Source organism: Clostridium sp. BNL1100 (genome assembly GCF_000244875.1).
Classification (GTDB): Bacteria; Bacillota; Clostridia; order Acetivibrionales; family DSM-1351; genus Ruminiclostridium.
Genome location: NC_016791.1, coordinates 3524137 through 3542124, shown reverse-complemented (window position 1 = coordinate 3542124; position 17988 = coordinate 3524137). Strand labels below are relative to the sequence as shown.

Annotated in this window: 17 protein-coding genes; 13 read left to right on the top strand and 4 right to left on the bottom strand. The window is 36.1% G+C overall.

Annotation, left to right across the window (positions count from 1 at the left end; genetic code table 11):
* Nucleotides 1–8: 8 nt before the first annotated feature.
* The 11 genes from CLO1100_RS15005 to CLO1100_RS14955 all read left to right on the top strand — a co-directional run bounded on the left by CLO1100_RS15005 (nt 9) and on the right by CLO1100_RS14955 (nt 10210).
* Nucleotides 9–338: an Os1348 family NHLP clan protein gene (locus CLO1100_RS15005; protein ID WP_014314614.1), complete on the top strand. Its 330-nt coding sequence runs from the start codon at nt 9–11 to the stop codon at nt 336–338.
* 18 nt (nt 339–356) lie between these two features.
* Complete coding sequence (locus tag CLO1100_RS15000; protein ID WP_014314613.1) at nt 357–1028, top strand: hypothetical protein; 672 nt, start codon at nt 357–359, stop codon at nt 1026–1028.
* Nucleotides 1025–2287: a DUF6365 family protein gene (locus CLO1100_RS14995; RefSeq protein WP_014314612.1), complete on the top strand. Its 1263-nt coding sequence runs from the start codon at nt 1025–1027 to the stop codon at nt 2285–2287. Before CLO1100_RS15000 ends, CLO1100_RS14995 begins: the two co-directional genes overlap by 4 nt.
* A gap of 30 nt (nt 2288–2317) precedes the next feature.
* Complete coding sequence (locus CLO1100_RS14990; RefSeq protein ID WP_014314611.1) at nt 2318–3241, top strand: hypothetical protein; 924 nt, start codon at nt 2318–2320, stop codon at nt 3239–3241.
* Nucleotides 3238–4122, top strand: a complete 885-nt coding sequence (locus tag CLO1100_RS14985) for a radical SAM protein (RefSeq protein WP_014314610.1) — start codon at nt 3238–3240, stop codon at nt 4120–4122. Before CLO1100_RS14990 ends, CLO1100_RS14985 begins: the two co-directional genes overlap by 4 nt.
* A 28-nt stretch (nt 4123–4150) precedes the next feature.
* Nucleotides 4151–5842, top strand: coding sequence for a radical SAM protein (locus CLO1100_RS14980; protein ID WP_014314609.1), 1692 nt, complete (start codon nt 4151–4153; stop codon nt 5840–5842).
* An 85-nt stretch (nt 5843–5927) separates the two neighbouring features.
* Nucleotides 5928–7151 (top strand): polysaccharide pyruvyl transferase family protein, encoded by a 1224-nt coding sequence (locus tag CLO1100_RS14975; RefSeq protein ID WP_014314608.1) that lies wholly within the window; start codon nt 5928–5930, stop codon nt 7149–7151.
* A gap of 25 nt (nt 7152–7176) precedes the next feature.
* Nucleotides 7177–7857: a hypothetical protein gene (locus CLO1100_RS14970; protein ID WP_014314607.1), complete on the top strand. Its 681-nt coding sequence runs from the start codon at nt 7177–7179 to the stop codon at nt 7855–7857.
* Nucleotides 7854–8702 carry an ABC transporter ATP-binding protein gene (locus CLO1100_RS14965; protein WP_014314606.1) on the top strand — a complete coding sequence of 283 codons (849 nt, stop codon included), beginning with the start codon at nt 7854–7856 and terminating at the stop codon, nt 8700–8702. Before CLO1100_RS14970 ends, CLO1100_RS14965 begins: the two co-directional genes overlap by 4 nt.
* On the top strand, nt 8699–9385 hold the full coding sequence (locus CLO1100_RS14960; protein WP_014314605.1) for an ABC transporter permease: 687 nt from the start codon (nt 8699–8701) through the stop codon (nt 9383–9385). Before CLO1100_RS14965 ends, CLO1100_RS14960 begins: the two co-directional genes overlap by 4 nt.
* A gap of 42 nt (nt 9386–9427) precedes the next feature.
* The gene (locus CLO1100_RS14955) at nt 9428–10210 is read left to right on the top strand and encodes a sugar phosphate nucleotidyltransferase (RefSeq protein ID WP_014314604.1); all 783 of its coding nucleotides are present in this window, start codon (nt 9428–9430) and stop codon (nt 10208–10210) included.
* A gap of 163 nt (nt 10211–10373) precedes the next feature.
* Here the strand turns inward: CLO1100_RS14955 and CLO1100_RS14950 are convergent, their stop codons facing one another.
* Nucleotides 10374–11093 (bottom strand): Ferredoxin-dependent bilin reductase, encoded by a 720-nt coding sequence (locus tag CLO1100_RS14950; RefSeq protein ID WP_014314603.1) that lies wholly within the window; start codon nt 11091–11093, stop codon nt 10374–10376.
* Between the two features lie 291 nt (nt 11094–11384).
* Here CLO1100_RS14950 and CLO1100_RS14945 point away from each other — a divergent pair, with 291 nt between their 5' ends.
* The gene (locus CLO1100_RS14945) at nt 11385–12665 is read left to right on the top strand and encodes an NAD(P)/FAD-dependent oxidoreductase (protein ID WP_014314602.1); all 1281 of its coding nucleotides are present in this window, start codon (nt 11385–11387) and stop codon (nt 12663–12665) included.
* Between the two features lie 24 nt (nt 12666–12689).
* Nucleotides 12690–13976 carry an NAD(P)/FAD-dependent oxidoreductase gene (locus CLO1100_RS14940; protein WP_014314601.1) on the top strand — a complete coding sequence of 429 codons (1287 nt, stop codon included), beginning with the start codon at nt 12690–12692 and terminating at the stop codon, nt 13974–13976.
* Here CLO1100_RS14940 and CLO1100_RS14935 read toward each other — a convergent pair.
* The 3 genes from CLO1100_RS14935 to CLO1100_RS14925 all read right to left on the bottom strand — a co-directional run bounded on the left by CLO1100_RS14935 (nt 13965) and on the right by CLO1100_RS14925 (nt 17987).
* Nucleotides 13965–14468, bottom strand: coding sequence for a hypothetical protein (locus CLO1100_RS14935; protein ID WP_242836738.1), 504 nt, complete (start codon nt 14466–14468; stop codon nt 13965–13967). The genes CLO1100_RS14940 and CLO1100_RS14935 overlap by 12 nt on opposite strands.
* A 27-nt stretch (nt 14469–14495) precedes the next feature.
* Nucleotides 14496–15941 carry a PQQ-dependent sugar dehydrogenase gene (locus CLO1100_RS14930; protein ID WP_014314599.1) on the bottom strand — a complete coding sequence of 482 codons (1446 nt, stop codon included), beginning with the start codon at nt 15939–15941 and terminating at the stop codon, nt 14496–14498.
* A gap of 195 nt (nt 15942–16136) precedes the next feature.
* Nucleotides 16137–17987, bottom strand: a complete 1851-nt coding sequence (locus CLO1100_RS14925; RefSeq protein WP_014314598.1) for an FAD-dependent oxidoreductase — start codon at nt 17985–17987, stop codon at nt 16137–16139.
* Nucleotide 17988: the final 1 nt, after the last annotated feature.

The window sequence follows — 17988 nt, the reverse complement described above, 5'->3', positions numbered from 1 at the left end:
GTTTAATAATGATGGATGAAAAGAATGGTATGGAAATGCAGGAAGATAACTCTGGAATAAAGATGGTTATAATACGAATTTTATCAGACGAAGACTTCAAACAAGAATTAATTGAAGATCCTGATACAGCCCTGGAAGGATATGAACTTACAGAAGTTCAGAAAATACTTATTAAATCATTGAGCCCTGAAGATCTGGACAATCTTTCTCCAGATAACATTGAAGAATATTTTTCTGCTGATGCTGCTGTATATACACCTGATGAGGGTGCAAGTCTTGATGAATTTGACACTTTTGAGGGTGATGACTTATTAGATGAAGATGAAGATAAAAAATAAGAATAGGTGGTATTTAGGATGCGATATATAACCAAAAAGGATGAAGAGCTGATAAAGACAATCAACTTGATTTTTAATTTTCCAGTCAATTCTGAAAAAATTCTGAACGAATTAGAAAAGAATTACAAGAAAAATACTGATGACCCCGAGGCAGCTTTCAGCTTTGGTTTTTATAACTTCCTTATAACTTCCAGAGTGAAAAACTCTACTATTGGAAGTGAAAGAATAGAGCTAATATTTGAAGCATATAATGATGCACTGCGAATTGCACCTGATTATTGGCTAGTTTGGATGTTTAAAGCCATTCTGTTACTTGCCCTACCGGAGGTTATGAGGGATGAGGATGAACTGGTAAGAATCTTGGAAAAACTGATATCGGATCAGCAGATGTCAGAAAAACAGCAGCCTTACTTTATAGTTCCATACATAATTTATGCTGATTACAATTTTTCCTGTAATAACCCTGATGGTGCTTTAAAGCTAATTGAAGAAGCAAGAAAAAACGTTATTAGAAAGCCGATTGGGTTCAAATATTTGAATGATTATTTCTCAATGCCCTTCAAGGATTTTCTCAAAAGGCTGGTTCGCTCAAACGAGAGGACTCTAGCACTAATGATTATGGAATTGGGCAGAGAATTTTTCCCCGATGATATAGCTTTTAATCAATCAATTGAGAAGGAATGGCTATGAAAAAAATACTGTTTGTTACATTAGGACACCTTTCGGCAGGAGAGTTCACAATTGCATTTGAATTTTGTAAGAGGCTTCCACCAAACAAGTTTGAAATTTGCTTTCTAACTTCAGCCAAGGGCCAGAATTATCTGGAGCAAAACAGAATTAAACATGTAGTTTTGAAGCAGACAGGAGCAAACTCCATGTCGGAGGACAAGTTGGTCAATAAGGCTATTACGGACAGGCTAATGTCTGAATTCAGACCTGATTATGTTATAGCCTCAGATGTATATACTCTTTGGTATTCATCGACATGGTCGGGTGTTAGTATGGAGACTTTCAGAGAATATGGTGTCCCCTTTGGAAGCTTTGACAGCTATGAATTTGATTCTACAAACTATGTTCAAGACTATTATGGCGGATATAGGGCTACTCTACCTGATTATATAAGGCAGTGTGATTTTGTAATCAGGTATTGTCCTATAAATAAACTACAACCAGCAGATAAAAAAGTGAAGTTTACATATTTCTATGATAGACCTGAAGGTATGACAAAACCTGAAAGGATTGAATTTGAGTCTGCTTTTAGACCTTCAGGTCAGGAGAAAGTAATCTTCATGGCAAATTCAGATTGGGAAAACCTGAATGTAAATAGGTTGCCGGCTTTATCAAATTTACTTTGTTGGTGTCCCAAAATGATAATGCATTATTTAGCTGAACTTGATGAAAAGGTAACAATAATCCATGTGGGTCCAAAGAGCTGGGAGCAAGAATCAGATAATAAAAAACACATAAAATATTTTCATTTTAATCATATAAATCCCCAAGACTTTGATAAGTATCTTGGAGCCTCAGACTTGTTCCTAACAACTAACATAATATCGTCTACACTGGCTAAGGCAGTGTATGCTTCAGTGCCCTCTATTGTTTTGCAAAATGATAAGTTGGTTAATTTCTCCAGAATTTCGGAACAGCTTTTGAAAATGCCAGGTTGGTATCAGGAAATGGCAAATGACGTAAAGGTTGCTTATCCGTATAGGTTGTTTCCTTTTGGATGGTTTAATTTTTTAACCAGTGTACTTGAGAATAATGAATATGTTGATACTTTCATATCTACATCGATATTTCAGAAAGGTAAGACATTGAATGCTTTAAGAACATATATTAGTGACAAAGATTCTCGAATAAGTCTTCAGCATAAACAGAATATGTATATTAATAAGATTTTACAGTTACCGTCATCAGCTGATGTTATTGATTCATTAGAAAACTTGTAATAAAAACCATTTATTAAGGGGTGAACCGGGTTGGAAAGTTTATATAATATATTAAATAAACCGCTGATAGTTGAAAAACATTTTAAGCCTCAGGACAGCAGGACATTCAAAATACGAATGGATAACTTTTATCTGAATTCAATGGGGAAAGTTTACAAACGTCAGCAACTTGACTCAAGATTTACAAGAGTTATCAATCATGTTTACCAAGACGCTATTGCCTTTGTTACAAACAAGTGGGATACAATGTCATTTACAAACAAGTTGCCTAAAAAGCCGGATGTATCAACAAACTGGACATATATGCAAAACAGGGAATTCTATTCACATATGATTTTATCAAATGAACGGCTAGAGGAGATAAAAGCTAAGAATAGAAACATTGTAAATTCTGAAGATTACAAAAAGTGTTTTGATTCCATTGAAAAAACCTTTAGTGGCCTTCCAAAGCTACCCTCAATATATCTTGCGGTTATGCAGACTTTTGACATATTGGCCTTTGATAATTATTTATCATATATATATGTACATTCGTATACCAATAAAGGCTGGAACCTTGACCAGTGGGTAAAAATTACACCACCGGAATTGGAGCATACGCAAGATGCTAAAATAGGACTTGGTCTGTATTCGGATAATTCATTTTTTAGAAATGGCAATTTTTACTTAAAATTTACGGGGTACGGAAAAGCTAATAACAAGTTTTGTGCTGTTTTTGACTATTACTGTGATTACTCACAGGTTAAAATGCAGGAAAAAAATGCATCAAATATTCAAAGAAACGGAACATCCTATTATCATGGTCAGCTCTGGGTTAGCTTAGACAGCCATGATATTGAGAGAGGTACAATGCTGGAGAGCTACATAGCCTTGCAGGAAGGAAGCGTAAAAACACCTGTACATATAAGGCGAAAAGTGCTATGTGAAACTCTGCATATTGAGGAGACGGAATGAATACAAAAACTGATTTTTACAAGAGAATACCGCAAATGGTTTTATTCGAAATAACCACAAAGTGCAATCTTGCATGTAGCTACTGTGTTGCCAGAAAATTGATAAAAGATCCTTCGGATTTACCAATAGAAAGAATAATTGCAATCAAGGATAATATCTCCAAGTTTGATTATATAGCCCTTTGCGGCTTAGGTGAATCATTGGTTCATAAAAATTTTTATCAGATACTGGAGATATTCAGTGACAAAAAGATTGTACTTGTAACAAATGGTTCTGTACCTATTGATTATGAGAAACTTATGGCGCATGGCAATATAGATGCTGTTTCTTTTTCTGTAGATGGTGCATCTGAAAAGGAAATGAAAAGAGTTTGCAATAGCTATAGGTTTGATGTTTTGCTCAATAATCTGGAGAACTCATTAAAGTACAACACTAATATTGCTTTTAATTGTACGTTAGTTAAGGAAAACATGGAAGAACTGGATACTTTGAAGGAAATGGCAATAAAATATAAGGTTAAACGTTTTAAAATAGGTTTTCCTCTAGGACAATCAAAATGGGTAAAAGCTAATATTAATGACATTGATACTAAGTTGTGTAGCCTTGAAGAGGGATTAAAAGAAGCGGGTATCGCCTATGAAGGGCCCTTTGAGGCGAAGTGTACCTTTAACGATGCACCTATTGCAGTAGTATCAAAGAATGGAAATGTATATACCTGTTGTGATTATTATTGCGGTCGCCCACAGGTTGGAAATTTATTTCATGATGATTTCCAGAAAATGTGGAATAAACGTTCATATGAAGAGTTTAGAACAGGTCGCTTCTGTGTGAAATGCAAGCAATATCATAACCTGAAGGATTTAATTTATTCCAATACATGATGTGAGATAGTTGAAAGGAGAAATCAAAATGAAAATTGATTCGTTCTGCCTAATACAAATGCCTAGTGAGGATGCTCTTTTTGGTGCCGTAGGGACAAGAATTCCACCTTTATCACTTGGTATTATTACCGGCTATCTCCGTCAGCGGGGAATAAATGTTGACCAATTTGATTTACTTCCCCTAATGGAAGAAAAATGCGGATCAGGGATTGAACGTAGTGAATTTGAGAAATTTTTTGATAAGGAAGCTGTTTTTAATTATATAAACGGGGGAGAAAACCAGTTTTTTGATGAATTTGTACAGACTATGTTAAAAGATATTAACATAGCGGAATATGACATGGTTGCTTTATCTGTTGGGCCTCATCTTTCCTGGGTACAGACTTTTTCAGGCTTAATTTTTGGTGAATACATAGAAAGGCATTGGCAAAAGCTGTTGGTATTTGGGGGATTTAATTTGTCTTCAATGATAAATTACCGTCCTATATATGATGAACTCTTTGAAGTATGGTTAAAAAGGTTTCCGTATATTATCACAGGGCCTGGAGAGGAATCTCTATATAAGCTTATACAGGCTTTGCGAAATAACGAAGGGGATGAAGAAATACATAAGATAAACGGCTTGTGCTATCTAAATTCCTCTGGGAACCTTGTTGCGAATCCACCGGAAAAACGTCGTATTGTTATGCCTGATTTTGAGGGACTCAAATTAAAGGACTATTATAATTGTATTAAAATGGACGGATATGATGAAAACATGATTTCAATATTCCGATATCCATTTGCATTCACTAAGCCTTTAAGAAATAAAAGTGAGCCGACATTGAAAGACTATGAAAAAACTCTTATTATTCCCTACATATTTAATTATAACTGTCCCTATAACTGTGCTTTTTGCGTTGAAAGTGATCCTGAATCTCCAACTCCTGTTATTGCTAAGGTTGAGCAGGTGATTTCGGAGCTAAGGATAATGAAACAAAAATATAATACACCATATTTTTATTTCATTAATAATGCGGTTAATCTAAGTAAGAAATATATAAGAGATCTTTGCAATGGGATTATTGAAAATAATCTTAATATCTACTGGTCTGATTGTGCTCGCTTTGATAATACTGACTACGAAATAATTAAATTAATGTATAAGGCTGGTTGTCGTAAACTGGTATTTGGAATGGAAAGCGGAAGTGAAGGCCTGATAAAAAGGATAAATAAAAAGATTGATTTGAAACAGGCTGAGCAGGTTATGAGTTGGTGTAATGAAATCGGTATCTGGCCTGAACTGGAAATCATACTTGGTATGCCTACAGAAGGACAGGAGGATTTTCTAGAAAGCTACAATTACCTTAAGAAAAATCTGGAGAAAATTAGCTTTATGACTATTAACCACTATATACCAATGCCGGGAAGTGAAATGTTCCGATATCCTGAAAGATACAATATAGAGGTTTTTTCCGATATTACATGGGAGGACATACTTACAAGGGATTTGGAGCTTTTTAAGAAAGAAAAAAACCCCATACACTATAACAACATGATTAAGGTATATAAGTTTAGGGAAATTGGCCAGAGGGATTCCCAACAAATATTTAATGATACTGTAGAGAAGATTAAGAAGACCAAAAAACTTATGGATGGAAAACTAATGCAGGAAGCAATGAAGTATGTTCAGCAAGGAGTTATAAAAATGAGTGATCTACAGGGTATACAAAGGCTTTAAAAAAATGCGTGTTGATATTTAATTACATAAAAGGTAGAATATACATAAAAATATACTGCCTGGACATATCATAGAGGTAATGATAATGAAAAAAATCGGATTGATAGGGTTATTTGGCATTAATAATACTGGTGATAATTTAGAGGCCATGGCAACAAAATCTTTACTTGAAAAAGAACTGGGTGATGTTGATATTTCTTGTTTCTCCATAAATTTATCAACAATGGCTCGTTCTTTACTTGGACAGCAGCGAAGAGGACCATTAGAGTGTATTACACAGCCCGCATATTTGTTAAAAGAAGAATTTTGGGATAGTATTTACGATTATGATGCACTGATAATGGGTGGAGGTGGGCTTCTCGTACCTCTTCCGGAGTATGACCCAATTCTTCTATATGGTTCCCAAATAAAACATGAAAGGCTTCCTAAAACAGCCTGGAATGCAGTTGGAAGTATATGGTCGCCATTAAATGATAAAAAATTGTCCGAATGGTATCTTAAAATTAAAGAAGCTACAGAAATTATTAATTATACCAGTGTCCGTTCAATAACCACTCAGCGATTGCTTGAGCTGGCAGGATGTGCAACCCAGAAGATAAATCGTGTACCTTCTTTAGTTACTGCAATGGAGATGAGTTGTCCGGAACTTATAAATGAGATTGAAGTAAAGTATAATCTCGACAAATACAAGCATCTTATAGGAATATCCATTGGTTCGGAAATAACGCGTCCACCACTGAAGCAATTCTTAGAAGAGCTTGCAAAAGCGTTGAACCAACTCCAGAACAGTGTTTCGGAAGACACTAAAATAATTATATTCCCTGTAGGAGAAATGTATGATGATGGTGCTGCATGTAAGATACTTGCCGACCTTTGTCCAGATACATTCCTTGTTACTGAAAAATTGACTCCAACTCAGATATGGCTACTGGTTGGTCGGATGGATGCATACTTATCTATGAGGTATCACAGCATTATTTCCGCAATTGCACAAAGTATTCCAACTCTTGCATTGGATTGCTACCTTGGAAACGAAACACTAGGAAGTAAGCTGCGAGACTTAATGTGGGAGTCAGAACTTGAAGAGTTCTATTTTTCGCCTATTATTGAAATATGTGGTGAACCACAATTAAGGAGTTTTGCTAAAATACCTCAAAGCAATAATATATCAAAACGACTTACACAACGGATTACATATTTGCTTTCTCCTGAAACTAAAGATAGATGGAGTACTGTTACTAAAAAACAAAAGGCAAAGGCTATGGAACATCTTCATATGATGATAAAGTCTCTATCTCTAGATAAGTAATTATTAAACTAAAGGGGCGATTGTATTGAAATATTTAGATAAAAATGATGAAGAATTACTTAATACAATAATCCTAATGAGCAATTTTCCTTCACGATCTGAAAGAATTGAGGCTCAGATGGAGAAATATTATATAGATAATCCTAATAATGCTGAAGCGGCTTTCGCATATGGGTTATTGCATATGATTAAGAGTTCAAAAAAAGAAAACTCCTTGTCTACCCAAAACGTAGATGTATTCTTTGAGGCGTATGAGAGAGTATTGAAAATTATTCCTGATTACTGGTTGGTTCATGCGCTTAAAGCCAATGTCCTTCTTTCAATTATTGAAATTGTACGATATGATGATGAATTGCTGGAAACTTTGGATGCGCTGTTGCAAATGCAGGATGGCACTGTGCAAAAGGAAGCATATTTTATATTTCCGTACATATGTCGTGCAGAGTATGCTTTTATTATAGAACAAGATCGGCAAAAATGTATTGATTTTTTAGCTAGAGGGGAAAAAGCTATTCCGGTTGGAACTATAAAATTTCCTATACTGAAGAAATACTTGTTTGTCAGGATTAAAGAGTTTATGGGAAAAATCCGTACTGCAAATGATTATGAAATAGAAAATAAGATACGGGGATTGGCGAAAAAGTATTTTACCGGTGATAACCAGGGGCATCAAAATGCTACTAAATTAAGGAGTGATTATTTGTGATAGAGCTTAAAAATGTTTATAAATATTATAATGACAAAAAAGTTGTAGATGACTTGTCTCTTACAATTGAACAAGGGGAATTGTTTGGTTTTCTGGGCCCGAATGGCGCAGGTAAGACAACTACTATAAGAATGATTATTGGTTTACTGAAACCTACTCAAGGTGAAATATGGGTAAATGGCCATAATGTTCTTACAGAGAAAAAGAAAGTTCATAGGGATATAGGGGTGGTATTCGAGCTTCCAAACCTGTATGTCAGGTCTTCCATAAAAAAAAATCTTAAGCTTTTTGGCGATTTGTATGGAGTAAGTGATTCGCAGGTTAACAAGGTTATGGAGGATTTACAGTTAAGCAGTCAGCAAGATGTAAAAGTTGGTACACTATCAAAAGGGTGGAAGCAAAGAGTTTTAATAGCAAGAGCCATGTTGCATAAACCAAAGATAGTAATTCTTGATGAGCCAACAAGTGGTCTTGACCCAAATACAGCGGCTTTGATACGTAATTATATTAAAGAGCTTAACAACCAGGGGACAACAGTTATATTGACTACACATGATATGCATGATGCTGATGAATTAAGCACTCGGGTAGGTATAATGTATAATGGAAAATTGGCTGCTATTGATAAGCCGGAGAATTTAAAAAGCAAATATTGTAAAAAAGAAGTTTACATTGAGTATATGAAGGAAGATAAATTAGTAAAAGAAAGTTTGCCAATGGGTACTGATGAAACAGAAAAAAAGATTGCACAGTTGATGAGCGATGATAAAATTGTCAGTATGAAAAAAGGTGAAAACTCACTGGCAGAAGTATTTGCAACTATAACAGGGAGGGAATTAAGTTGAGACAGATAAGCGTATTAATGAAGCATGAAATTAAGGATTTATTAAAAAATCCTGCCATAATAGTAGTAATACTTATGCCAATATTTATGTCAAAGGTTGTTACTGCTGCGATGAGTAAGTCAAATGCAGGTTTCCTGCTTCTTTCTATTTGGATTTTGTTTGCCCAAGTAATGGTTGGTATTATGCTTACAGGGCCTAATCTTATTGAAGAAAGGGAAGGCAAAACAATAGATGCTTTGCTGTGTTCACCCTTAAACTTTAGACAGATTTTGATGGCAAAAGGCTTAACTATTTTATTATTCTCCATATTTTCACAAATATTTGTTTATATTGTAAATGAAGGCTTAAATTTAGTAATACTAAAATTGTTGCTTCCTATGATTGTCGGAGGTATTATATTCGTAGAAATAGGTGCAATTATAGGCTTCAAAATAAGTTCATCAAAAAACGGTTCAGCGGTGTCGGCTGCTGTTATGGTCAGTCTTTTCTTAATTGTGTCTGTATATAAGACTCTTCCCGGATGGACTTACAACATTTTTATTTTTATTCCAAGTATCGGTATTACAGAGGTTATTAATAATCTAATCCAAAACGGGTGTTTTTTGTTGAAGGAATCAATTTTATCATTGGCATGGACTATAGGATTGGGATTTTGGTTAACATTAATTGGTAGAAAATACTAATACATAAGAAAATAAAATAAATACTTTCAAGGGGGTATAGCTATGAAGCCTTTGATTGGTTATATACCAGCAGGTGGGCGTGGTATGAGAATGAAGCCCTTTAGACTATTAAAAGAGCTTTTACCTGTATTTGTACCAAGCGAACGAGGTAATGATGTTGTTCTTTTAATTGAAAATGCCATTCAGACGCTGGTTTTTGGAGGAGCAAATGATATTATATGTACAGTTAGCAAAGAAAAAGAAGCAATAATTCAGAGTATTAATGATTATTATGTAGGAAATACAAAAGCTAATTTTGCATTCGTATATCAGAATCTTGGCAACAATGAGTACGGTATTCCTTATGCTATAAATGAATCAGCGCCATTTTTAAGGGGGCATACCGTATTTATGAAATTTCCGGATACCATAATATATCCACAAGATAGCTTTAAACAACTCTATGAATTTCATACCAAAAAAGGTGCTGATTTGACACTTGGTGTTTTCCCAACCAGTCATGCTGAGAGGTTGGGGCCTGTAGTTATGCGTGATGATGGCAGAGTAATAAGAATAGAGGACAAGCCTAAAAAACCGTCAGTTAACAATACCTGGAATATATTAATATGGGAAGACAGCTTTCTAAATTTATTGGTTGAATATGTTGAAAATATACGTAATAGTACAAACGTTCATAAGGAGCTTCTAATGTACGATATTTTTTATAAAGCAATAGAGAGTAAACTAAATGTATATGGGTACACCTTTGAAGACGGCTTTTGCCACGACATATCATGTCTGGAAGATGCAAAAAATATCTGGAGTCAATCGGGAAATGCATTTTAGCTGATTTAAAGAGAGTTTTTTATGTTCCCCCACACCTATGGTTTGGGGGTTTTTTGTGAAGGGAGAATAAGAATAGTTTAGATTATGAAAAGCAATGATTGCCGCTGGTTATGTTAAAAGAACTATCGTCAGCTAATGATGATACTTCCCCTTATAGTGCCGACTAAAACTTTTCTGTCCCAAAGAAAACATCATTGAAGAATTTCTTTGTAGCTTCAGCACCCATGGAATTCTTAAATACATTTGTAGATACTCCTCCGCTATCAACCAGCTCGTTTACGTAATCTCTGGTAATATGCAATTTAACCTTCTTTTCACTTTCTGAAAGAATATCAGTTTCCTGTTCTGTTTCGATAAATGTATGTAAATTTTCATTGAAAATTGAGAGCATAATATCATCCTGTGCAATTGAAGTTTTTTTGGCTATGCATACAGTTTTTAATGAGTCATACCAGCATTCTTTAAGTTTCATATCAGGTAAATCTCTATATTTATCTTTTATAGCTTGGAGCTTCTTAAGATATGCATTATACAGCGAATTCTTTTCCCGTACCAAATCATAATACTCAACTAGAAAATTTCGTTTTTCCCCGATAAATAAATAGTCACTTGAGAAAAGAGGTAAATTCTTATAGTAGGGTGTAATAACAAAAGAAAGCATCTGTAACTCATGTGAATCTTTTGATTCCATCAATAACAGATTACCAACACAAACAATTTCATATTGTTTGATATTATATGCTATATTTTGTATCTGGAGATTGGAAAACTGTCCACAGTTTATTTCAATAAGTTTATAACTGTTATTAAGAATATTCAGGCCATCTTTGATTTCTTTTTCAATCATTTTTTTATTTGAACTAAAAGCAGAATTATCTTTCATACAATCATTCCTTTATTCATTCATTTTAGATAGGTTGCTTACCTAACTATTTCATACCTTCTTATAATATCAGAATAATTTAGCTTTGATAAGTTCAATTATTCAACATATTTGGCAAGTTAAAACCATAATGAGCAATTGCTGATGGGATTTCTTAGAATTTTGAATTATTTCTGTAATTATCAAGCTTTTCCTATATTTGTTAATTAAAATTTAAGGTGATATAATACCCCTTACACATCGGTTTACCATATAATACCAACATTTTGTTATGAAGGGAAGTTTAAACTTATGAGTAAAATAGTAGATTTAATTATTGTGGGTGCCGGTCCGGCAGGACTTATGGCCGCAAAAACTGCGGCCGAAATAGGGCTTAAGGTTGTAATAGTTGAGAAAAGTAAAAATTTTGATCACCTGAAACGTGCATGTTCTGCACAGATAATTCTGGATGATGGATATGAAAATGAATTTGTACATGTAAATGACGGAAAAATAATCTTTGAAAGGAATAACTTCCAGGTTAAATACACCGGGCAATTGAAAAATGTTACGGACAAATACTATTACTCTCCCCATGGACATAAAATTCATTTTGCCCATACGGACAGGAAGCCATTTGCTGTTAAGTTTGATAAGAACAGGCTTCTTCAGGATTTATGTAAAGAATGTGAAAATCTTGGAGTAGATATTAGAATGTCAACTTTGGCGTACGAAGGTTCGGATATGGGGGACTATGTGAAAATAGGCCTAAAATCCAATGGCAAAAATTATACACAAGAAGCAAAGAAAGCAATTATTGCCGAAGGCGTCAATGCAAAACTAACCGGAATATTCGGTCTCAATAAAAACCGACAACTATTTGCAACAGCTCACGTTGTAAAATATATTCTAAAAGGGGTATCGGGATATATACCTGAAAGTTGGAACTTATATTATGGAAAAGCATATCATTCCAATGCAGCAGTAATTGTAGGACCAAGCTTATATGGGGATGATACTGTTGAATTAACACTTTCCGGCAGTGCAAATATGAGGCCTGTATCTATTTTTGAAAACGTTATTACAAACAGTCCTCTTAAAAACCAGTTTGCCAAAGCAACTGTAATAGATACTCATGGGTGTGCAGTTAAAGCATTTATGTCTCTGAAGAAGCCGAATACGGATAATATCCTGTCTATAGGCGACAGTGCTGCTTTTGTTGAAGTTGAAGTTCAGGGTGCCCTAATGTGCGGGTATCATGCTGCAAAGGCTATAAATAGCGAGCTTGATGGTAAGAAGGGCTTTGAAAATTATACTGATTGGTGGAATGAGTCTTTTGAATTTAACCGTGATGAATATCTTAAAGTTTCTCAGGGTTATGCACTAGTTCCCACATATACAGATGATGAACTGGACTACTTGTTCTCTTTAGTGGAAGGGAAAACACTTGAGGGTACATATAGCCAATATAAAACCCCAAAGCTTATCTGGGATTCGATTTTGCAAAATCAGGATAAAATCCAAACTGAAAGACCTGAAATATTTAGTAAGATACTGAATATGAACCAATTGACACTAACAGGTACATTTTAAAGCGAAAGGGCAAGTACATAATATATGAAAAACTTAATTGATTTGGTAGTAGTAGGAGCAGGTCCTGCAGGACTTATGACTGCAAAAACAGCAGCCGAAATGGGCCTTAAAGTAGTAATCATTGAAAAAAAGCGTGAAATCAGTAAAATACGGAGAGCTTGCTGCGCTCAGTTTGTTATGGATGATGGATATGAAAATGAATTCCTGCAAATACAAGATGGTAAGGTGGTTTTTACAAGAAATAAATTCGATCTTCCTTATACCGGTCATTTGGTAGAAGTTGTAAACAATTATCATTACTCTCCTAACGGCCATAGAATACATTTTGCTCATCCCGATGGAAGGCCATTTGCAATCAAGTTTGATAAAGGGCAGTTACTTCAAGACTTGTGGGAGGATTGTGAGAGATTAGGAGTAGAGTTAAGGTCGGAAACCTTGGCATATGGCGGCACAGATACGGGGAATTCTGTCAGGTTGGAGCTTAAATCTAAAGGAAACACTTCTTCAATTGAGGCCAAAAGGCTGGTAATAGCTGAAGGTGCCAACGCAAAACTAACTGACATATTTGGGCTCAATAAAGGCAGAGGCTTATTTGGCACACCTTTTGTTTTAATATACACAATTGAAAAAACTTATGGCTTTGAGCCGGGGAGTTGGAACCAGTATTATGGAAGTGCTTATCATCCTTACGGAGAAATAATTGTTGCCCCAAGTCTGGAAGAGAATGACACTATAGAATTGACTATTGTCGGAAACAAACAGTTATTGCCGGAAACATTTTATGAAGGCATTACAAAAAATAGTCCATTGAGAGAGAACTTTGCAAACTCACGGATTGTTGACAAACAAGGATGCTCACTTAGGTCTTACGCACCCCTTAAAAAACCTTACTTAGGTAACGTAATTACAATAGGCGACAGTGCAGCTCATATTGAGGTTATTGTTCAGGGCGCCCTAATGTGTGGATACTATGCTGCCAGGGCAATAAAGGATGAGCTTCAAGGTAAAAATGGTTTTGAGGAGTATACCGTTTGGTGGAAAGACGCTTTTGATTTTAACCGTGGTGAGTTCAACGATTTTATCAGTCTTTACGGCAGTTTGACCATGATGCCCAAATATACTAATGATGAGCTTGACTACTTGTTTTCATTACTTGAAGGTAAAGTGCTTAATGGCGACTTTAGTCAGTTTGAAGTACCAAAGAAAGTCTGGAATTCTATATTAGAGTATAAGGAGAAGATCGAGACTGAAAGACCGCTTTTGTTTGAGAAAATAAAGAAAATCGACCTTCAAAAAGGGTCAACTGACTAATCTTATTTTTATAAGATAATTCATGAATTTTCTAAAACAAATATTCCAGATGCTTGCATAAACAAGTGAAAAGGAGAAAAAAATTAATAAAGTTAAAGGTGTTGATAACTTACCGGCTAAATCTGCAAAGGCCGAAATACCTACTATATAAGTTAAAAATATCATCCCAAGAGATAATGCTATGCTTGAAAATATTACAGAAATTGCCATTCCCTTTCTAAAAAGTAATATTCCCATAACGATACCCAGCAGCCCGGTGGTAAAAAGCAGGATTATTGTCTCCTGTGCACTAACTATAACAAGGATTAATGCTGAAGAAAAATAGACAGTGAAACAAAGAGAAATATTACAAACAGCAGCTATCGCAATAGGCAGAGTACTTAATGGACTTAAGGCCAACCCGATTGCGGGTAAAAATACAGGTGCTGATTGGAATAGTACAGTTATTGCTGTCAATATTCCTCCAGTGCAAATAAACCTGCCTATATTCATTTTTCTCAATTTAAGTGCCTCCTATCATCATGGAACAATTTCAAAAACAGTACCTTGGTTGAAATCAGTTACATTCATAGAGCCATTAACTCCCAGATATATTCTGGTTTGATTGATATTTGTTCCTAAACTGGTATAAAAAGCTGATTGAGATCCAAAATTATACTCGGTTTCAATAACACTAAAATCATTTAGTTTACAATCCGATCTTGCCCTGGTATAGGCTAAAACCCCTCTAGCCGGTGGTTGGGACCCTTCATTCCGGGCAAAATCGGTAAACACAATACCTCCTGTTAAATTAGGGATTTCATTGCCCATATATGGCTGGACTCCCGTAAGTGCAGTTGCTCCAAACTTATCCGATCGGGGATCTTTATGGAAATAACTAATCAGAGGCGAAATGCGCTGGGTTGAAACCTCTACTGCATCATTGAAATATGCAATTGATTCCTCATCCAAAGCCGGATTTCCAGAGCAGCCTGTTATTATTGTAGTTGGAAAAGCACCTTCCCATCCTCTCCAACCAAAGTTAATAAATCCCTCCGGGCCAGGTTCAGATTTCATTAAAGAAGTTTGAATGAGCTGGGGAACCGGTATTGGTTTATAATGAGTGAATGAAAATATTGACTCTACCAGATCCTGCCCTACAATTCCTACATATTTGATATATCGGTCACGAAGCCTTTGAAATGAAATGCCTGTTATATTTCGGGTTCCTTTAGCAATAACTGTAAGCATTTCCTGAATAGGCGGGGGAAGTTCATTAAAACGTGTAACTACAGGCGGATTATTGATAAATGTATTCCTTGCTACATCAATTTCAATTATTTTACCAGCAATTTCCATATTATTCTGGCTTAAATTAAACGGATCATAGCCTGAGCCGCCATCTCCCACTGTTAATACAAGTTTACCGGTTTCAGGTGAAAAGTTTAAGCTATTGATACCGTTATGATTAAAAAATGGTCTTCTTATATTAAGTAAAGTCCGGCGTTTTTGGGATTGTCCATTGGATTGGAAAATCCATTCTTCGACTGTATCAATATGGTCATAATTAACGTCTCTATTTATCCACTTTTGGTTTAAGGTTCTTGGGTCACAGGGGTTAGGCTTAAAAAATTCAGGGAGACCCTGTCTAGAAACCTCTGAACTAGGGAGGGCGCCCGGGCCTTGTGTTCCGGCTACTGAATAATGAAGATAAAAGAGACCGTTATAATAAAATTGTGGATGAAATGCCAGCCCTATCAATCCACGTTCATCATATTTACCACCAGAAAAACCTAGCTTTATGACTCTTGGGCGAATATCTAAAAAAGTTCTTGCGACTCCGTTATTTATGTAAAAGATCTCTCCTACCTGAGTCGCAATAAATAATCTTTCCATTGAGTCACCGGGAAGCATAGCAGTTTTCAAAACAGTGGGTAAATTTATCTTACTTACAATAGGCCGTAAACCGACTTTAACTTTTTTCAAGTGACTTTACGCTCCTTCATATTATATCCTTTTATATGAATATGATTAGAATGGTTCTATTAGTACTATTCGGGGCGGGGAGTACCGGTGTTAAAATAGAAAATGCAAAAAAGGACAGATTGAGATAATCAATCCGTCCTTTTCTGATGTAAAATTATATTGGATTTAGTGGGAGCTTTTTATATTTAATTATTTTTAATAAAGACGTACTTCAAAAATTCTTGCTGATGAATAACCGTGGGTAGAAAATACAGAAATACTAACCTTGTCAGCTGTTACTTCTGTTGGCAAACGAAGAATATTGAGACGCTGGTAATTACCTTCTACAGTCTTGGAGAATGTTTCTTTACCCCCATTATAGAACGTCACGGTATAATCCCGTACTAATTCCTCCGGCAGTTCTTTGACTTGACGACTTCTCACCTGATTGGTAATAGATGGCATAATTTCCCTAGTCAGATTAGGATCAAAGGTAATGCGCAGCTCATGAATCTCCTTTGGATTATCTAGGGCCAGCGATAATGTTTCCCCGCCCTCACCAAGGGATGCCGATTCCCAGCAGTTACTCTCACTGCCGATAGTACGGGCAACCCCGTTTATAACTTTTTCAGGTTCGCAGCCCGGGATAAAGCTGGTAGCCGATACAGTCGCATTGCGTGCAATGTCGCTAGAATCAGTGTTTTTATAGCCGGGGATATAGCAGTCGTCTTTTAGCAGAGTTTGTTGTAATTCATCCATATGTTTTGAAATATCTCGTGGGGTACAGTTGTACTTAACTGCCATTGCAGCTGCCGTACCCGACGCCTGACCGCCTACTGCACAGGTGCCCATTACACGTGTGCTTCCAAATGCCATTTTAGAAGTGCTTATGTCTCTTCCTGCCATCATAAGATTTTTTACATTTTTGGAATAGAAGCAACGGTAAGGAATAGTATAAACGCCATCGAAATTAAAAATTCTGGATGGATATTTATCAAAATCAAAGATTCCACCCGGTACATGCTCGTCCATAGGCCAACCACCGTAGGCAACAGCATCTTCAAAGACTTTGTTGGAACGTACATCGTTTTCATTCAGTAGGTAATCCCCTACCAAACGGCGGCTTTCACGATATCCCGGCACCATACCAACCCAGGTAAGGTCGTAGTTTTCAGCTCCATGGTCACCGCAGTTTTTAATATGATCCCATACACCATACACACATTTTACCAATTCGTCACGAATTATTTCTCCCTCAGCGATAATATCATCATTTTGTCCACCCAATTCAATCCACCAGTAGCCGGCGTCCATGGCATAAAATTCAGGCAGGTTCTTCATTTCACCTGCAACGAATTCAGCAGGGGCACCGCCTTCTCCAAGTGCGATTGTGCTGTTGTAATGGCGTCGATGCTTTAAATCTTCTTCCGAAAAGCTGTAAGCCCAAAAAGGTTTTTCAAATTTAACCGGCTCGCCACGGTCTACAGCTTGGAACATCAGGGTGTTACCCATAGTGAATTCGTTGGCTTCCTCAGGTGCGTTGGGCTCATTAAATTCATATCGTGATTCACTGCCAATCCTTGATTCTGCACCTGCTAACATACCAAGGGTACCGTGGCCTGTTGCATCAATGAAAACTTTTCCGGACAGCTTAAAGTCTGTTTCGGTGGTGGTTTGATGGCAGAGTACTGAAATAATTTGGTCGTTTTCATATTCTATACTATTCAGGTTGGTGTTCAGGAGAAGGTCAAGATTTTCAGTTTGTCTGGTTTTTTCCAAAAGAACTGTATCCCATATACTAAAAGATTGGGCTGCGTTCAAATTTTTATTTTCCAGTAAAAGCTCTTCAAGTATTCCGGTTTCCGCATTGTTCGGCTTAGCCATATGGCAGCTTGCCCCGACAACATGCATACGGATTTCTCCGCTGGAGTTTCCTCCTAAAACCGAACGGTTTTGTAATAATACGGTTGTTGCTCCGTTGCGTGCTGAGGCTATAGCAGCGCATACGCCTGCAAGTCCGCCTCCGATTACAACTACATCATAACATTTTTCATAATATCTATTCATA

Coding starts and splice junctions, on each gene's coding strand:
- CLO1100_RS15005 (WP_014314614.1), top strand. CDS start 9: ATGATGGATGAAAAGAATGGTATGGAAATGCAGGAAGATAACTCTGGA.
- CLO1100_RS15000 (WP_014314613.1), top strand. CDS start 357: ATGCGATATATAACCAAAAAGGATGAAGAGCTGATAAAGACAATCAAC.
- CLO1100_RS14995 (WP_014314612.1), top strand. CDS start 1,025: ATGAAAAAAATACTGTTTGTTACATTAGGACACCTTTCGGCAGGAGAG.
- CLO1100_RS14985 (WP_014314610.1), top strand. CDS start 3,238: ATGAATACAAAAACTGATTTTTACAAGAGAATACCGCAAATGGTTTTA.
- CLO1100_RS14980 (WP_014314609.1), top strand. CDS start 4,151: ATGAAAATTGATTCGTTCTGCCTAATACAAATGCCTAGTGAGGATGCT.
- CLO1100_RS14975 (WP_014314608.1), top strand. CDS start 5,928: ATGAAAAAAATCGGATTGATAGGGTTATTTGGCATTAATAATACTGGT.
- CLO1100_RS14955 (WP_014314604.1), top strand. CDS start 9,428: ATGAAGCCTTTGATTGGTTATATACCAGCAGGTGGGCGTGGTATGAGA.
- CLO1100_RS14950 (WP_014314603.1), bottom strand. CDS start 11,093: ATGAAAGATAATTCTGCTTTTAGTTCAAATAAAAAAATGATTGAAAAA.
- CLO1100_RS14945 (WP_014314602.1), top strand. CDS start 11,385: ATGAGTAAAATAGTAGATTTAATTATTGTGGGTGCCGGTCCGGCAGGA.
- CLO1100_RS14940 (WP_014314601.1), top strand. CDS start 12,690: ATGAAAAACTTAATTGATTTGGTAGTAGTAGGAGCAGGTCCTGCAGGA.
- CLO1100_RS14935 (WP_242836738.1), bottom strand. CDS start 14,468: ATGAATATAGGCAGGTTTATTTGCACTGGAGGAATATTGACAGCAATA.
- CLO1100_RS14925 (WP_014314598.1), bottom strand. CDS start 17,987: ATGAATAGATATTATGAAAAATGTTATGATGTAGTTGTAATCGGAGGC.